Genomic DNA, 15,373 nt, shown 5'->3' on the forward strand with positions numbered 1-15,373 from the left:
CATGGCCACTACCGCCGACACGACCATCGCAGCCCTCCGCTCGGGCCACGACGAACTCGCGGCGCTGGTCCGCGACCTCGGCCCGACCGACCTGACCCGGCCGTCCGGGGCCAGCGAGTGGCAGGTGTCGCAGGTGCTCAGCCACCTCGGCAGCGGCGCCGAGATCAACGAGGCCACTCTCGACGTGGCGCTGGGCGGTCGCCCCGCCCTGGAGGCGGACTTCAACAAGCAGGTCTGGGCCCGCTGGGACGCGATGACCCCGATCGAGCACGCCGAGGGCTTTCTGGAGGCCAACCGCCGGCTCGTCGAGCGGTACGAGTCGCTGGACGCGGAGGCCCGGTCCAGCCTGCGGATCGACCTCGGTTTCCTGCCCGAGCCGGTGGACCTGGCGACGGCGGCCGGGATGCGGCTCAGCGAGTTCGCGCTGCACGAGTGGGACGTGGAGGTCGCCTTCAACCGGTACGCGACGGTGGCGCCGGAGGCGGTGCCGCTGGTGCTCGACCGGCTCGGCGGCCTGCTCGGCTGGATCGCCCGGCCGGACGCGGTCGGCGACCGGCCGGTGGAGCTGGCGCTGCGGTTGACCGATCCGGACCGGGTCCTGGGGCTGCGGCTGACCGACCGGGTCGAGCTGGTGGAGCGGCCGGAGCAGCCGGCCGGTGAGATCACCGGGCCGGCCGAGGCGTTCCTGCGGCTGGCCGCCGGCCGGCTGGCGCCCGAGCACACCCCGGACACGCTGACCGTGACCGGCCCGCTCGGCCTGGACGACCTGCGCCGGGTCTTCCCCGGCTACTGACCGACTCCGCCGCCCGAGCTGACCGGCTCCACCGGCCCGGGCTGGACGACTCCGCCCGCCCGAGCTGACCGGCTCACCCGCCCAGCCCGGTCGTCGGCATCTACTTGACAGCGCTAGTCAAGTGCTTGACACTGGACGTCAAGTGAGGAGGGTGGCGTGCCGCCGACCCGTGACGAACTCATCGAGCAGCTTCTCCGGACGATGGACGTCCGGCTGCTCGATCCGCTGGAGATCCTGCTCGACGGGGACGACGCGGTCGACGCGCTGCGTACGGTGGTGCGGGTCCGCGCCGAGACCTGGGCGCACCGGCTGGTCGACGGCGACGACCGGGAGGCGGTCGGCACCGCGATGCGGATCGTCTCGACGCTCTATCCCGGCGACGGCCCGTTCGAGCCCCCGCTCGACTGGTGGCGCAGCCCGCTGGGCCAGGTCGTCGCGCGGCGGGTCGGGCACCCCACCGCCGACTCGGTGACGTACGCGGTGGCCGGGGCGATGCTCGGGATCACCCGGCAGGGCGTCCACGACCTGGTCAACCGGGGCAAGCTGGTCCGTCATCCGGAAGGTGGTGTGCTGCCCTCCTCCGTCCGCGACCGGCTACTGGAGGAAGGGCGGCCCCGCCGTGTCTGACGTACCCCACGACCGTGAGATTTCCATCGATTCCGGCCCGGTGCCGATCGTCGCCCGGGACTTCGGCGGCTCCGGTGTTCCGATGCTGCTGCTGCACGGCGGGGGCGGCAACCTGGTCACCATGACCGCGCTGGCCGAGGCGCTGCGGCCGGCGCACCGGGTGGTCGCGGTCGACCTGCGCGGCCACGGCCGCTCCGGCGACGGCCCGTGGAAGTGGGACGAGGTCCTCGACGACCTCGACGCCGTCGCCGACGAACTGGAGTTGACCCGTCCGGCGGTGGTCGGCATGTCGCTGGGCGGCATGCTCGCCAGCCTCTGGGCGGCCCGTCACCCGGACTGCCCCGGCGCGGTCAGCCTGGACGGCAATCCCACCCCGAGCCGGCCGGAGGACCTCGCCGGCCTCGACCCGGACCGGGCGGTGGCCGAACTCGCCCGGCTCCGCGAGGTCTTCGCCGGGATGTCCGCCGCGCTGGCCCGACCGCTCGACGCCGAGCAGGTCGCGGCGGCGCTCGCCGGACAGCGGGCCACGGCCCGGCGGTACGGCTCCGCCGAGGAGATCTGGGTGGAGGCGTTCCGGCGCAACCTGGTGCCGGCGGAGGACGGGACGAGCCGGCTGCGCCCCGATCCGGAACTGACCGAGGAACTGCGGCTGGCCATGGAGTCGCTGGACCTGGTACCCGTCTACCGTGCGGTCCGCTGCCCGCTGTTGCTCGTACTGGCCACCGTGGACATGCCCGAACAGCGTCCCTTCCACGACCTCTACGCCGCACACCGGCGTCGGGTGCTGGAGCGGCTGGCAGCCGTCCGGGACAACCCGTGGCTGGAGGTGGTACCGCTGGACGGCGCCAGCCACGCCATGGTGGCCGAACGCCCGGGCCAACTGGCCGACCTGGTCGCGGGGTTCCTCTCCCGCTAGGGGTCCCGCGCTGGTGCCCCGATCCGGTCGGCGGGCTTGCGGATAGTGCTCGTTGTTCTAGTAGAATGCGAACATGTTGTTTCGGGTGTCACCGGGCAGCGGCGTACCGCTGGCCGAGCAGATCGCCGGCAGCGTGCGCCGGGCACTGGCCGACGGAGCGATCGGCCGGGGCGACCGGCTGCCCGCCGCCCGCGAACTCGCCGGCACGCTCGACGTGAACATGCACACCGTGCTCCGGGCGTACGCGGCACTGCGCGAGGAGGGGCTCATCGAGCTTCGCCGGGGACGGGGCGCGGTGGTGACCGGGGAGGTCCCGCACGAGCGGGCCCGGGTGATCGAGTCGGTACGGGAGTTGGTGACGGTTGCCCGCCGGGCCGGCGTCGGCCTCGACGAGGCCGTCGCGATGCTGCGGCAGCAGTATTCGAGAGAGGTGAGCGCATGAGGAGTGCCCGGTGGACGATCGGCAGCGGTCTGCTGCCGGCGGCCCTGATCGGCGGTGCGGTGGCGGTGACCCTCGCCTGGCGGAGCCGCCTCCCGGAGAGCCTGCCCAACTCCGGCGGTGTCGGTGACCGGCCGATGGTGAGCACCATCGGCGTCGACACCCTGGCCGGGGTGCTGCTCGGCGCCGCGCTCACCGTCTGGCTGGCCGGGCTGCTGGTCTTCGCGCTGGCCCGTGGGCTCCCCGGCACCGGGCGGCACTGGCTACGGCTCGGTGCCCAGGTCGCGGTGAACGGCACCGCCGCGGCGGCCGGCACGGTGCTGTTGATGACGCTGGCCGCCGCACTGGACGCGCCGACCGCCGCCGACGTACGCCTCTCCTGGGGCTACTTCGCCGCGCTGATGGGGCTGCCGATGGTGGCGGCGGCGGTCGCCGGGCTGCTGGCGTACCTGCTGGCCGGCGCGGCACCCCCGGCGGCACCCGGCGCCGGCCCCCCGGCACCGACCCGGGCGGCGGCCGGGCCCGACGTCCCGGAGCCGGCGGTCGGGCCGCTGCTGGCGGCCGGTGTCGACGAGCGGCTGATCTGGTGGGAGTTGCGGGCGCTGCGCCCGGTGCTCTGGACGACCGGGGCGCTGGCCCTGACCGGGGTGCTGATGGTCGCCGTACTGGTGCCGCTGATCGGCGTCGTCGGCTGGGCGGGTGCCGCGCCGATGGTGTCGGCGCTGGCGATGCTGCCGTTCACCCGCTACCGGCTGGTCATCGACGGCGAGGCGGTCCGGGTGGCGGTCGGCCCGCTGCGCCGCCGGGTGCCGATCTCGGCGATCGCCGCCGCCGAGCCGGACCATCTGGCGGTGCAGGACTGGCTGCTCCGCTCGTTCCTGCGCGGCGCCACCGCCGCCGACGTGCCGCTGCTGCCCGGCCCGGCGCTGGCGCTCCGGCTGACCGACGGCAGCCGCCGGCTGGTCACCTGCCGGGACGTGCCGACCGCGGTGGCGATGGTGAACACCCTGCGGGCCCGGCTCGGCTGACCCGGACCGCCGGGCGTGGGGTCATCCGTCAGAAGACCCCACGCCCGGCGTCGCGCTCACTCCGGGACGCGCCGGTAGGCGCCGTCGCTGGCCGAGGTCGCCATCGAGGCGTACGCGCGCAGCGCGGCGGAGACCGGCCGCTCCCGGTCCACCGGCGTGTACGGCCGGTCCCGCTTCTCCTGCGCGATCCGGCGCGCCTCCAGCACCTCGGGCGCCACCGCCAGTTCCATGCTCCGGTTGGGGATGTCGATGACGATCTCGTCGCCGGGCTCGACCAGCGCGATCAGCCCGCCGCCGGCCGCCTCCGGGGAGACGTGTCCGATGGAGAGCCCGGAGGTGCCGCCGGAGAACCGGCCGTCGGTGATTAGCGCGCACTCCCGGCCGAGACCGCGTCCCTTGAGGAACGAGGTGGGGTAGAGCATCTCCTGCATCCCCGGCCCGCCCTTCGGGCCCTCGTAGCGGATCACCACGACGTCACCGGCGACGACCTGCTTGCCGAGGATCGCCTCGACGGCGGCCTCCTGCGACTCGTAGACCTTGGCCGGGCCCCGGAAGGTGAGGCACTCGGCCGGCACCCCGGCGGTCTTCACCACCGCGCCGTCCGGGGCGAGGTTGCCGTGCAGGATCGCCAGCCCGCCGTCGGCGGTGTACGCGTGTTCGCGGTCCCGGATGCAGCCCTCGGCCGCGTCGGTGTCGAGTGTGGACCAGCGGTTGGTGGTGGAGAACGGCTCGGTGGTGCGTACCCCGCCGGGGGCGGCGTGGAAGAGCTCGATCGCCTCCCGGCTGGCCTTGCCACCCCGGATGTCCCAGTCGGCCAGCCAGCCGTCCAGGTCGGCCGAGTGCACCGCGTGCACGTCCCGGCGGAGCAGTCCGGCCCGGTCCAGCTCGCCGAGGATCGCCGGGATGCCGCCGGCTCGGTGCACGTCCTCCATGTGGTATTTCGGCGAGTTGGGGGCGACCTTGGCCAGGCAGGGCACCCGGCGGGAGATCTCGTCGATGTCGGCGACGCCGAAGTCGAGTTCCGCCTCGCGGGCGGCGGCCAGCAGGTGCAGCACCGTGTTGGTGGAGCCGCCCATCGCCACGTCCAGCGCGACCGCGTTCTCGAACGCGGCCCGGGAGGCGATCGACCGGGGCAGTACCGAGGCGTCGTCGTCGGCGTACCACCGGTTGGCGATCTCCACGACGACCCGGCCGGCCTCCTCGAAGAGCGCCTTGCGGGCGGCGTGGGTGGCCAGCACCGACCCGTTGCCGGGCAGGGCCAGCCCGATCGCCTCGGTGAGGCAGTTCATCGAGTTGGCGGTGAACATCCCGGAGCAGGAGCCGCAGGTGGGGCAGGCGGAGCGCTCGATCGCGCCGAGCTGGTCGTCGGTGACCGCGTCGTTGGACGAGGCGATCATCGCGTCGATCAGGTCGATCTTGTCGTGCACGATCCCCTCGATCGCCACCGTCTTGCCGGCCTCCATCGGGCCGCCGCTGACGAAGACGGTCGGGATGTTCAGCCGGAGCGCGGCGAGCAGCATGCCCGGGGTGATCTTGTCGCAGTTGGAGATGCAGACCAGGGCGTCCGCGCAGTGCGCGTTGACCATGTATTCGACCGCGTCGGCGATCAGCTCCCGGCTCGGCAGCGAGTAGAGCATGCCGCCGTGCCCCATCGCGATGCCGTCGTCGACGGCGATGGTGTTGAACTCCCGACCGACGCCGCCGGCCGAGGCCACCGAGTCCGCGACCAGGCCGCCGAGGTCCTTGAGGTGCACGTGCCCGGGTACGAACTGGGTGAAGCTGTTCGCGATGGCCACGATCGGCTTGCCGAAGTCGTCGTCGGTCATCCCGGTGGCCCGCCACAGCGCGCGGGCGCCGGCCATCGTCCGGCCGTGTGTGGAGGTCTTCGACCGCAGGTCAGGCATTCGACAAGTGTGGCACTCCCGGCGGCCGAACGCCGCCTGCGCGGTCCACCCGGTCCAGCCAGCGGGACGCCGGCCGGGTCGGGGCCGGCCCGCCGGCACCCCCGCCGGGCCGTCCCGCCCCGGCCCGATGATCCCGCCGATGCCCGAATGGGCGGTCTGTGCCTCTGATCGATGAACCGGCGCGGGCTCCCCCATGGAGTGCGATCGATCCGGCAGAGTGAACCCGTGCAACTCGCCTCCGGTGCGCCGGCCCTCGCCGTGGCGACCGGCCTCGCCTCCTGCTGCGGGCCGGTCATGCTGGCGCTGTCGGCACACCGGCACACCGGTGCGCGCCGGGTCGGGCACTGGCTGCTCGCCGTCGGCGGCGCGCTGGCGGCGGCCAGCGCCGCACTGGGGCTGTTCGCGCTGGTCACGATGGCCGAGCACTGGCAGCACGAGCAGGCCCAGCGGACCGGCCTGGCCACCCTGATCGCGGCCGGGATGGCCGGCAGCGGGGCGCTGCTCTGCGCCGGCCTGCTCCGGTTGCCCGGCGTCGCCGAGACCCCCGGCGCGGCGCTCCGGCTGGTGCTGGACGGGCTGGTGATCGGGGCGGCGCTCTGGTTCGTCGGCTGGGTGCTGCTCGCCGAACCGACCCGGGTGCTCGGCGACCTCACCCCGAGCGGCTGCCTGGCCATCCTGGTGGCGACCGTCACGGCGGCGGTGGCGGTCGGGCTGACCTTCATCGTCGGCGCCCGGGCCCGGGCGCCCCGGCGCGGGCTGCTGCTGGCCGGGGCCGGGGTCAACCTGGTGACCGGCTCCGGGCTGGCCATCTCCGCCGGGATCTGCCAGGCCGGCCCGACGGTCGCGCTGGTCGGGGCGGTGCTGCTGCCGTTCGGCCTGCTGATGGTCGCCCTGGCCGGCCGGGCACCGGAGCTGGCCGGCGGGCCGGACGGCGACGTCATCCGGCGCGGCACCTACGCCGTGCTGCCGATGGTGGCGATGGCCGTCTCCGCCGTCTACCACCTGCTGGTCGGCGGCGACTTCACGATCTTCGCGGTGGTGGCCGGCATCGTCGAGGGGTTCGGCCTGGTCGCCCGGCAATACCTGGCCCTGGCCGACGTACGCGCCTATGCGGGTCGGCTCGCCGAGCGGGAGGCACACTTCCGGGAACTGGCGCACACCGATCCGCTGACCGGGCTGGCGAACCGCCGGGGGCTGCTCCGGGCGGTGCAGCAGGCCGACCCGGAGACGCCCTGGGTGCTGCTCGGACTCGACCTGGACGGCTTCAAGAACGTCAACGACATGCGCGGGCACGACGTCGGCGACGCCGTGCTGGTCGAGGTGGGCCGGCGGCTGAAGAGCAACCTGCGCCCCGGCGACCTGGCCGCGCGGCTCGGCGGCGACGAGTTCGCCGTACTGATGCGGGCCCGTCCGGCCGAGGCGCAGCGGATCGCGGAGCGGCTGCTCGGGGTGGTCGGCTCGGCGTACCGGCACGAGGCCGGGTCGGTCTTCCTGTCGGTCAGCATCGGGGTGGCGGACAGCGCCGACGCCGCCGACGTGGAGACCCTGCTGCGCAACGCCGACCTGGCCCTGCGGTACGCCAAGCAGCGCGGCAAGAACCGCGTCGAGCGGTACGACGCGACCTACGACAACCTGCTGCGCCGGCGTACCACGCTGGAGCACGAGATGCGCGGCGCCATCGAGCGCGACGAGCTGCACCTGGCGTTCCAGCCGGTGGTGGCGGTCCCGTCGGTCCGGCCGGTCGGCGCGGAGGCGCTGCTGCGCTGGCACCACCCCGAGCTGGGCAACGTCGGCCCGGACGAGTTCATCCCGCTCGCCGAGGAGTGCGGGATGATCGCCAAGCTCGGCGCCTGGGTGTTGCACCGGGCCTGCCACCAGCTCTCCCTCTGGCTCGCCGCCGGGCACGACGTCTGGGTGTCGGTGAACGTCTCGCCCCGCGAGCTGCACGCCCCGGAGTACGTCGTCCAGGTCACCGAGGCGCTGCGGGCGCACCGGGTGCCGCCGCAACGGCTGGTGCTGGAGGTGACCGAGCACGCCGTGGCGACCGACCTGGACGAGCTGATCCGCCGGCTCCGGGCGCTGCGGCTGACCGGGGTACGCATCGCGCTGGACGATTTCGGCGCCGGATACTCCTCGCTCGGCCAGCTCCGCCGGCTGCCGATCGACATCCTCAAGATCGACCACAGTCTGGTCGCCGGTCCGGAGCCGATCCGGCGACCGAAGGGCCGCGCCTTCGCCCCGATGGTGGACGTGGTGATGCGGCTCGGCCACCAGCTCGGGCTGGAGGTGATCGCCGAGGGGGTGACCAATCCGACGGAACTCGCCGCCGTGGTCGAGGCCGGCTGCCGGTTCGGCCAGGGCCAGCTCTTCGGCTGGGGGGTGCCGGCCGAGCACCTGGAGGCGATGCTGGAGGCGGCCAGCCCGCCGGAGGGGAGCGGCTCGGAGTCCCGCCCGAAGGGCGACGCCGGCAAGCCCGCCCCCCGGACGGCCGGCAACAGCCGGAGTGCGCCCCGGCAGCGCAGGCCCAGCGACGGGCCGGCGGACCCGAAAACCGACACTGCCCAGAATGCGGGATCAGTTGACTCATCGCGTGAGATGCGTCAGGCTTAGCCGCATGTCTGCGACCAGGTCCTTCCGAGTACTTATCTGAGCGCACTCTCGACTCCCGAGAGTGCGCAGGCCCCGTGCATCAGCACGAGGGCCGTTTTTATTGGCCACGTATCTCGCGTCGGCAGTGTGCTCGCCCCGGTTGGCGTACCACTCCTGCCGGTTTGGGCGGATCGGCCGCCGGCCGAGGCGGCCCGCCCGCAACGCCGTACACCTCGAAAAGATCACTGCTCCGAGCCGAAGGCCTGAATAGCCATGACGAGACCCACACCCGAGACCCTGGCCAACAGCGCGCGGCGTCACCGGTCCGCCCCCGCCGAGGGGAGCAACGACCCCGCCGACCAGTTCCCCCGCCGACTCCGCCCGGGTGCCCAGCCGGCCGGCGACCAGTCCGGTCCGCTCGCCGAGCCGAGCCGGGGTGCCGCGGGCGGGCAGGTGGTGGCACCGGTCCAGGTCTCCGGGGCCGGTTCGCTGGTCAAGTCGCTGGAGGCGCTCGGCGTCGAGGTCGCGTTCGGCATCCCGGGTGGGGCGATCCTGCCGGCGTACGACCCGCTCTACGACTCGTCGGTGCGGCACATCCTGGTCCGGCACGAGCAGGGCGCCGGGCACGCCGCCACCGGGTACGCGCAGGCCACCGGCCGGGTCGGGGTCTGCATCGCCACCTCGGGTCCGGGGGCGACGAACCTGGTCACGCCGATCGCGGACGCGTACATGGACTCGGTGCCGATGGTGGCGATCACCGGTCAGGTGGCCCGGCCGGCGATCGGCACGGACGCCTTCCAGGAGGCGGACATCCAGGGCATCACCCTGCCGATCACCAAGCACAACTTCCTGGTGCAGACCGCCGAGGAGATCCCGCGGATCCTGGCCGAGGCGTTCCACCTGGCCGCCACCGGCCGGCCCGGCCCGGTGCTGGTCGACATCCCCAAGGACGTCCTCCAGGCGCAGACCACCTTCAGTTGGCCGCCGACCCTGGACCTGCCGGGCTACCGGCCGACCCTGCACCCGCACGGCAAGCAGATCCGCGAGGCGGCCCGGCTGATGACCACCGCCCGCCGCCCGGTGCTCTACGTCGGCGGCGGCGTGCTCAAGGCCGGCGCCACCGAGGGGCTGCGCAAGCTGGCCGAGCTGACCGGCATCCCGGTGCTGACCACGCTGATGGCCCGGGGCGCCTTCCCGGACTCGCACCCGCAGCACCTCGGCATGCCCGGCATGCACGGCACGGTCGCCGCGGTCTACGCCCTGCAGAAGTCGGACCTGATCGTGGCGCTGGGGGCCCGGTTCGACGACCGGGTGACCGGCAAGCTGGACTCGTTCGCCCCGGGGGCGGCGATCGTGCACGCCGACATCGACCCGGCGGAGATCGGCAAGAACCGTGCCGCCGACGTGCCGATCGTCGGCGACGCGAAATACGTGATCGACGAGCTGATCGAGGCGGTCCGGGCCGCCACCGCCGGGCAGACCGCGGCGATCGACCGGACCGAGTGGTGGGCGCAGCTCGACGACCTGCGCGACCGCTACCCGCTCGGCTACGACGAGCCGACCGACGGCACCCTCGCCCCGCAGTACGTGATCGAGCGGCTGGGCGCGATCGCCGGCCCGGAGGCGATCTACGTGGCCGGGGTGGGGCAGCACCAGATGTGGGCGGCACAGTTCGTCTCGTACGAGAAGCCGTACACCTGGCTCAACTCCGGCGGCCTGGGCACCATGGGTTACGCGGTGCCGGCGGCGATGGGCGCCAAGGTCGGCAAGCCGGAGACCGTGGTCTGGGGGATCGACGGCGACGGCTGCTTCCAGATGACCAACCAGGAGCTGGCGACCTGTGCCCTGGAGGGGATCCCGGTCAAGATCGCCGTGATCAACAACGGCAACCTGGGGATGGTCCGGCAGTGGCAGACGCTCTTCTACGGCGAGCGCTACTCCAACACCGAGCTGGGCACCCACAAGCACCGGATTCCCGATTTCGTGAAGCTGGCCGAGGCGCTCGGCTGCGTCGGGTTGCGCTGCGAGAGCAAGGCCGACGTGGACAAGACCATCAAGGCCGCGATGGAGATCAACGACGCGCCGGTGGTGATCGACTTCGTGGTCGGCAAGGACGCCATGGTCTGGCCGATGGTGGCCGCCGGCACCAGCAACGACGAGATCATGTTCGCCCGTGGGGTCCGCCCCGCCTTCGACGACGACGAGCTGTGAGGCCGGGAAGATGAGCAAGCACACGCTGTCCGTGCTGGTGGAGAACAAGCCGGGTGTCCTGGCCCGGGTGAGCGGGCTCTTCTCCCGCCGGGGCTTCAACATCGACTCGCTGGCGGTCGGTGAGACGGAGAACCCGGACGTCTCCCGGATCACCATCGTGGTCAACGCCGAGACCTCACCGCTGGAGCAGGTCACCAAGCAGCTCAACAAGCTGGTGAACGTACTCAAGATCGTCGAGCTGGATCCGGGCGTCTCGGTGGCCCGGGAGCTGGTGCTGGTCAAGGTCCGGGCCGACCGCTCACAGCGGGCCCAGGTGCTGGAGACGGTGAACCTGTTCCGGGCCAGGGTGGTCGACGTCGCGCCGGACACCCTCACGATCGAGGCGACCGGCACCGCTGACAAGCTGGACGCGCTGCTGCGCGATCTCGAACCGTTCGGAATCAAGGAAATGGTGCAGTCGGGCCTGGTGGCGATCGGGCGGGGCTCCCGTTCGATCACCACCGGTTCGGCGCTGCGGGCCGCCTGAGCACGGCGAACCCGCACAACGATTGGCAACGGCGGGCCCGGCCGGGTCGCGCCGCAGGAGAGGAAAGTCATGTCCGTTGAGGTGTTCTACGACGACGACGCCGACCTGGGGCTCATCCAGAGCAAGAAGGTCGCGGTGCTCGGGTACGGCAGCCAGGGCCACGCCCACGCGCTGTCGCTGCGCGACTCCGGCGTCGACGTCGTGATCGGTCTGCCGGAGGGTTCCAAGAGCCGGGCCAAGGCGCAGGAGCAGGGCCTTCGGGTGCTGACCCCGGCCGAGGCGTCGGCCGAGGCCGACGTGATCATGGTGTTGGCGCCGGACACCGCGCAGCGGTCGCTCTACGCCGAGGCCATCGCGCCCAACCTGACCGCCGGCAAGGCGCTGTTCTTCGGCCACGGCCTGAACATCCGGTACGGCTTCATCACCCCGCCGGCCGAGGTCGACGTGGCGATGGTCGCCCCGAAGGGCCCGGGCCACCTGGTCCGCCGGCAGTACGTCGACGGCAAGGGCGTGCCCTGCCTGGTCGCGGTGGAGCAGGACGCCACCGGCACCGCCTTCCCGCTCGCGCTCGCCTACACCAAGGCGATCGGCGGCACCCGGGCCGGTGCGATCCGCACCACCTTCAAGGAGGAGACCGAGACCGACCTCTTCGGCGAGCAGGCGGTGCTCTGCGGCGGCGCCTCCGCGCTGGTGCAGACCGGTTTCGAGGTGCTCACCGAGGCCGGGTACGCGCCCGAGGTGGCGTACTTCGAGTGCCTGCACGAGCTGAAGCTGATCGTCGACCTGATGTACGAGGGCGGCATCGCCCGGATGCGCTACAGCGTCTCCGACACCGCCGAGTACGGCGACTACTCGCGCGGCCCGCGCGTGATCGACTCCCGGGTCAAGGACGAGATGCGGAAGATCCTCTCCGAGATCCAGTCCGGCGAGTTCGCCCGGGAGTGGATCGCCGAGGACGACGCGGGCCGGCCCAACTTCACCAAGTGGCGGGCCGAGGGCGCGGCGCACCCGATCGAGGAGACCGGCAAGAAGCTGCGCGGCATGATGAGCTGGGTCGACCGGCCGATCACCGAGACCGCCTGACACAGCGGCGGCCCCGGGCCGGTGAGGATACCGGTCCGGGGCGGCGGCCGCATCCGGTGGCAACATTCTTCCGGTACCCGATCTTCCCCGCCGAGTTTCCAGATCATTGCCAATAGACGTCCAATCGCCATCCACGGCGGTGGCGTCAGGAAATGGTCGGCGGTTACGGGCGGTTAATGCGTCCGCTCGGGTACTGTCGCCGCATGCGTCTGGAGCAATCGCACCGTACCGAGCGTTTCGGCGCCGTCCGTATCCACGAACTCCAGCGTGTCATACAGCTGGACTCGGGAGACGCCACGGGGACCACCGCCGAGGGGATCGTCTCGCACGCGGCGATGCGCGCGATCGAGCGGCAGATGGTCATCGTCATTCCCTGCATGAACGAGACACGCAGAGTAATCGAAGGTGTGCTCTCGGGGATTCCACACGACTGTCTGATCGTGCTCGTCTCGAACAGCGCCCGGCACCCGGTCGATCGCTACGACATGGAGGCCCAGACCCTGGAGCAGTACTGCCGGGCGACCGAGCGGCCGGCGATCATGGTGCACCAGCGGGACCCGGGACTGGCCGCCGCCGTCAAGGCCGCCGGCATGCCCGAGCTGATCGACGACGAGGGGCTGGTCCGGGCCGGCAAGGGCGAGGCGATGCTGATCGGCATGGCGGTCGCCGCGCTGACCGGCCGGAAGTACCTCGGCTACATCGACGCCGACAACTACGTACCGGGCGCCGTGCACGAGTACGTCAAGGTGTACGCCGCCGGCCTGCACCTCGCGGCCAATCCGTACGCGATGGTCCGGATCTCCTGGCACTCGAAGCCGAAACTGCGGGACGGGCGCCTCTTCTTCAGCCGGCGCGGCCGGAGTTCCGAGATCACCAACGAGTTCCTGAACCGGCTGGTGGCCGAGTATTCCGGCTTCGGTACCGAGGTGATCGCCACCGGCAATGCCGGCGAACACGCGCTCAGTCTCGACCTCGGGCTGCGGATGCGGCTGGCCGGCGGCTTCGCGGTCGAGCCCTTCGAGTTCGTGGAACTCTTCGAACAGTTCGGCGGGGTGCTCGACACCACCCATCCCGAGGTGATGGCGAGTTCCGTCCCGGTACTCCAGATCGAGACCCGCAACCCGCACTTCCACGACAACAAGGGCGAGGACCACGTCCAGGGCATGCGGATGCAGGCGCTGAACGTGCTCTACCACTCGCCGGTCGCGCTGCCGCCGGTCCGCGAGGCGATCCTCGACTTCATGCTCGCCCAGCAGGCGATCGCGCCGGGCGAGGAGCCGCCCCGGGAGCGGATCTACCCGCCGGTCGGCTCGCTCGACCTGGACCTGCTCCGCGACGTACTGGAGAGCGAGGCGGGGACGTTCCGCCAGCTCGGTACCCGGTCGCTGCTGCGGCCCCGCTCCGCACTGCCCGGATCCGAGGTCTTCACCTCCGCCTGAGCCGTCGGCGGAACACGCCGGTCGGTGCGCCTTGTGAGGGCACTCACGCGGTTCTGCGCCGCACCGTGCGCAGCAGGACGCCTACGATCGGCAGACAGGTGCGTCCGCACCGCAGGGAAGCACCCGAATGGCCGGAAGCGCGGGACGCAGTGCGGCGCCCACGTGGCCGCAGACCTCGCCCGGACGACATATACGAGGACCAATGACTCCCGTCGTACTGATCGCTGAAGAGCTCGCTCCCGCCGCAATCGACGTGCTCGCGCACGACTTCGACGTACGCCACGTCGACGGTACCGACCGCCCTGCCCTGCTCAGCGCGCTCGCCGAGGCGGACGCGGTCATCGTACGCAGCGCCACCCAGGTCGACGCCGAGGCGATCGCCGCCGCCCCCCGACTCAAGGTGGTCGCCCGGGCCGGCGTCGGGCTGGACAACGTCGAGGTGCCGGCCGCGACCGCCCGGGGCGTGATGGTGGTCAACGCGCCGACCTCCAACATCGTCTCCGCCGCCGAGCAGGCGCTCGCGCTGCTGCTGGCCGTCGCCCGGAACACGGCGAGCGCCAGCGCCGCGTTGAAGGCGGGGGAGTGGAAGCGGTCCAAGTACACCGGGGTGGAGATCCAGGGCAAGACCGTGGGCGTGGTCGGGCTCGGCCGGATCGGGGTGCTCTTCGCGCAGCGGATCGCGGCTTTCGGCACCCGGCTGATCGCGTACGACCCGTACGTGCAGCCGGCCCGGGCGGCGCAGCTCGGCGTACGCCTGGTCGGGCTGGAGGAGCTGCTCCGGGAGAGCGACTTCATCTCGATCCACCTGCCGAAGACCCCGGAGACGGTCGGTCTGATCGGTGAGAAGGAACTCGCCCTCGTCAAGCCGGGGGTCCGGATCGTCAACGCGGCCCGGGGCGGCCTGATCGACGAGCAGGCGCTGGCCGACGCGATCGCCGAGGGGCGGGTCGGCGGCGCCGGCATCGACGTGTACTCCAAGGAGCCCTGCACCGCCTCGCCGCTCTTCGCCTTCGACAACGTGGTGGCCACCCCGCACCTGGGCGCCTCCACCGCCGAGGCGCAGGACAAGGCGGGCCTCGCGGTGGCCCGCAGCGTCAAGCTCGCCCTCCAGGGCGAGTTCGTGCCGGACGCGGTGAACGTGCAGGCCGGCGGCGTGGTCGCCGAGGACGTCCGGCCGCTGCTGCCGCTGGCCGAGAAGCTCGGCAAGGTCTTCACGGCGGTGGCCGGCGGGGTCGCCGCCAGCGTCACCGTCGAGGTACGCGGCGAGATCGTCGCCAACGACGTCTCGGTGCTGAAGCTGGCCGCCACGAAGGGCATCTTCACCTCGATCGTCGAGGAGCAGGTGAGCTACGTCAACGCGCCGCTGCTCGCCGCCGACCGGGGCGTCACGGTGGCCCTGACCACGCACGCGGAGACCATCGACCACCCGAACCTGGTCACCGTGCACGGTGCGCTGCCGGACGGCCGGACCGTCTCCGTCTCCGGCACCGCCGTGCACAGCGGCAACCGCGACGTGCTCAAGCTGACCGAAGTGGACGGCTTCGACCTGGAACTCGGCGCGGACGGCATCCTGCTCTTCTTCCGCTACGTCGACAAGCCCGGCGTGGTCGGCAGCATCGGCTCGATCCTCGGCGAGGCGGGCGTCAACATCGCGGCGATGCAGGTGGCCCGCCGGGAGGCCGGCGGCGAGGCGCTGATGACCCTGACCGTGGACTCGGCGACCGCGGCCGAGCTGCTCAGCTCGGCCGCCGACTCGATCGGCGCGGTCGCGGCGAGCGCCGCCGACCTGCGCGACGAGGTGTGAGCGGCGCCTGACAC

General features: G+C 72.4%; 12 protein-coding genes. 11 read left to right on the forward strand and 1 reads right to left on the reverse strand.

Annotated features, from left to right (window positions below):
- The first annotated feature begins 1 nt into the window (after position 1).
- From C6W10_RS13435 to C6W10_RS13455, 5 genes are all read left to right on the forward strand, one after another.
- A complete protein-coding gene (locus C6W10_RS13435; protein WP_107258368.1) occupies positions 2-793 on the forward strand; it encodes a maleylpyruvate isomerase family mycothiol-dependent enzyme in 792 nt (263 codons plus the stop codon).
- A gap of 156 nt (positions 794-949) precedes the next feature.
- Complete coding sequence (locus C6W10_RS13440; protein ID WP_234361741.1) at positions 950-1,420, forward strand: hypothetical protein; 471 nt, start codon at positions 950-952, stop codon at positions 1,418-1,420.
- On the forward strand, positions 1,413-2,336 hold the full coding sequence (locus C6W10_RS13445) for an alpha/beta fold hydrolase (RefSeq protein ID WP_234361742.1): 924 nt from the start codon (positions 1,413-1,415) through the stop codon (positions 2,334-2,336). Before C6W10_RS13440 ends, C6W10_RS13445 begins: the two co-directional genes overlap by 8 nt.
- Before the next feature lie 73 nt (positions 2,337-2,409).
- On the forward strand, positions 2,410-2,778 hold the full coding sequence (locus C6W10_RS13450; protein ID WP_107258369.1) for a GntR family transcriptional regulator: 369 nt from the start codon (positions 2,410-2,412) through the stop codon (positions 2,776-2,778).
- Positions 2,775-3,803 (forward strand): hypothetical protein, encoded by a 1,029-nt coding sequence (locus C6W10_RS13455; protein WP_107258370.1) that lies wholly within the window; start codon positions 2,775-2,777, stop codon positions 3,801-3,803. Before C6W10_RS13450 ends, C6W10_RS13455 begins: the two co-directional genes overlap by 4 nt.
- Positions 3,804-3,859: 56 nt before the next feature.
- On the opposite strand, the gene ilvD is transcribed toward C6W10_RS13455, so the two are convergent.
- The gene (ilvD, locus tag C6W10_RS13460; RefSeq protein WP_107258371.1) at positions 3,860-5,707 is read right to left on the reverse strand and encodes a dihydroxy-acid dehydratase; all 1,848 of its coding nucleotides are present in this window, start codon (positions 5,705-5,707) and stop codon (positions 3,860-3,862) included.
- A gap of 294 nt (positions 5,708-6,001) precedes the next feature.
- Between ilvD and C6W10_RS13465 the strand changes: the two genes are divergently transcribed.
- The 6 genes from C6W10_RS13465 to serA all read left to right on the forward strand — a co-directional run bounded on the left by C6W10_RS13465 (position 6,002) and on the right by serA (position 15,359).
- Positions 6,002-8,317, forward strand: coding sequence for a bifunctional diguanylate cyclase/phosphodiesterase (locus C6W10_RS13465; RefSeq protein ID WP_107263920.1), 2,316 nt, complete (start codon positions 6,002-6,004; stop codon positions 8,315-8,317).
- A 252-nt stretch (positions 8,318-8,569) separates the two neighbouring features.
- On the forward strand, positions 8,570-10,507 hold the full coding sequence (locus C6W10_RS13470) for an acetolactate synthase large subunit (protein ID WP_107258372.1): 1,938 nt from the start codon (positions 8,570-8,572) through the stop codon (positions 10,505-10,507).
- A gap of 10 nt (positions 10,508-10,517) precedes the next feature.
- On the forward strand, positions 10,518-11,033 hold the full coding sequence (gene ilvN / locus C6W10_RS13475) for an acetolactate synthase small subunit (RefSeq protein WP_101370234.1): 516 nt from the start codon (positions 10,518-10,520) through the stop codon (positions 11,031-11,033).
- A 69-nt stretch (positions 11,034-11,102) separates the two neighbouring features.
- Positions 11,103-12,116: a ketol-acid reductoisomerase gene (gene ilvC / locus C6W10_RS13480; protein ID WP_107258373.1), complete on the forward strand. Its 1,014-nt coding sequence runs from the start codon at positions 11,103-11,105 to the stop codon at positions 12,114-12,116.
- A 203-nt stretch (positions 12,117-12,319) separates the two neighbouring features.
- On the forward strand, positions 12,320-13,555 hold the full coding sequence (gene mpgS, locus C6W10_RS13485; RefSeq protein ID WP_107258374.1) for a mannosyl-3-phosphoglycerate synthase: 1,236 nt from the start codon (positions 12,320-12,322) through the stop codon (positions 13,553-13,555).
- A gap of 202 nt (positions 13,556-13,757) precedes the next feature.
- Positions 13,758-15,359: a phosphoglycerate dehydrogenase gene (gene serA / locus C6W10_RS13490; RefSeq protein ID WP_107258375.1), complete on the forward strand. Its 1,602-nt coding sequence runs from the start codon at positions 13,758-13,760 to the stop codon at positions 15,357-15,359.
- The last annotated feature ends 14 nt before the right edge of the window (positions 15,360-15,373 follow it).

It is taken from the genome of Plantactinospora sp. BB1 (assembly GCF_003030385.1).
Lineage (GTDB): Bacteria > Actinomycetota > Actinomycetes > Mycobacteriales > Micromonosporaceae > Plantactinospora.

What these genes read in the sequence shown, in the direction of transcription:
- C6W10_RS13435 (WP_107258368.1), top strand. Translation starts at nt 2, where the DNA reads ATGGCCACTACCGCCGACACGACCATCGCAGCCCTCCGCTCGGGCCAC.
- C6W10_RS13450 (WP_107258369.1), top strand. Translation starts at nt 2,410, where the DNA reads ATGTTGTTTCGGGTGTCACCGGGCAGCGGCGTACCGCTGGCCGAGCAG.
- C6W10_RS13455 (WP_107258370.1), top strand. Translation starts at nt 2,775, where the DNA reads ATGAGGAGTGCCCGGTGGACGATCGGCAGCGGTCTGCTGCCGGCGGCC.
- ilvD (WP_107258371.1), bottom strand. Translation starts at nt 5,707, where the DNA reads ATGCCTGACCTGCGGTCGAAGACCTCCACACACGGCCGGACGATGGCC.
- C6W10_RS13465 (WP_107263920.1), top strand. Translation starts at nt 6,002, where the DNA reads ATGCTGGCGCTGTCGGCACACCGGCACACCGGTGCGCGCCGGGTCGGG.
- C6W10_RS13470 (WP_107258372.1), top strand. Translation starts at nt 8,570, where the DNA reads ATGACGAGACCCACACCCGAGACCCTGGCCAACAGCGCGCGGCGTCAC.
- ilvN (WP_101370234.1), top strand. Translation starts at nt 10,518, where the DNA reads ATGAGCAAGCACACGCTGTCCGTGCTGGTGGAGAACAAGCCGGGTGTC.
- ilvC (WP_107258373.1), top strand. Translation starts at nt 11,103, where the DNA reads ATGTCCGTTGAGGTGTTCTACGACGACGACGCCGACCTGGGGCTCATC.
- mpgS (WP_107258374.1), top strand. Translation starts at nt 12,320, where the DNA reads ATGCGTCTGGAGCAATCGCACCGTACCGAGCGTTTCGGCGCCGTCCGT.
- serA (WP_107258375.1), top strand. Translation starts at nt 13,758, where the DNA reads ATGACTCCCGTCGTACTGATCGCTGAAGAGCTCGCTCCCGCCGCAATC.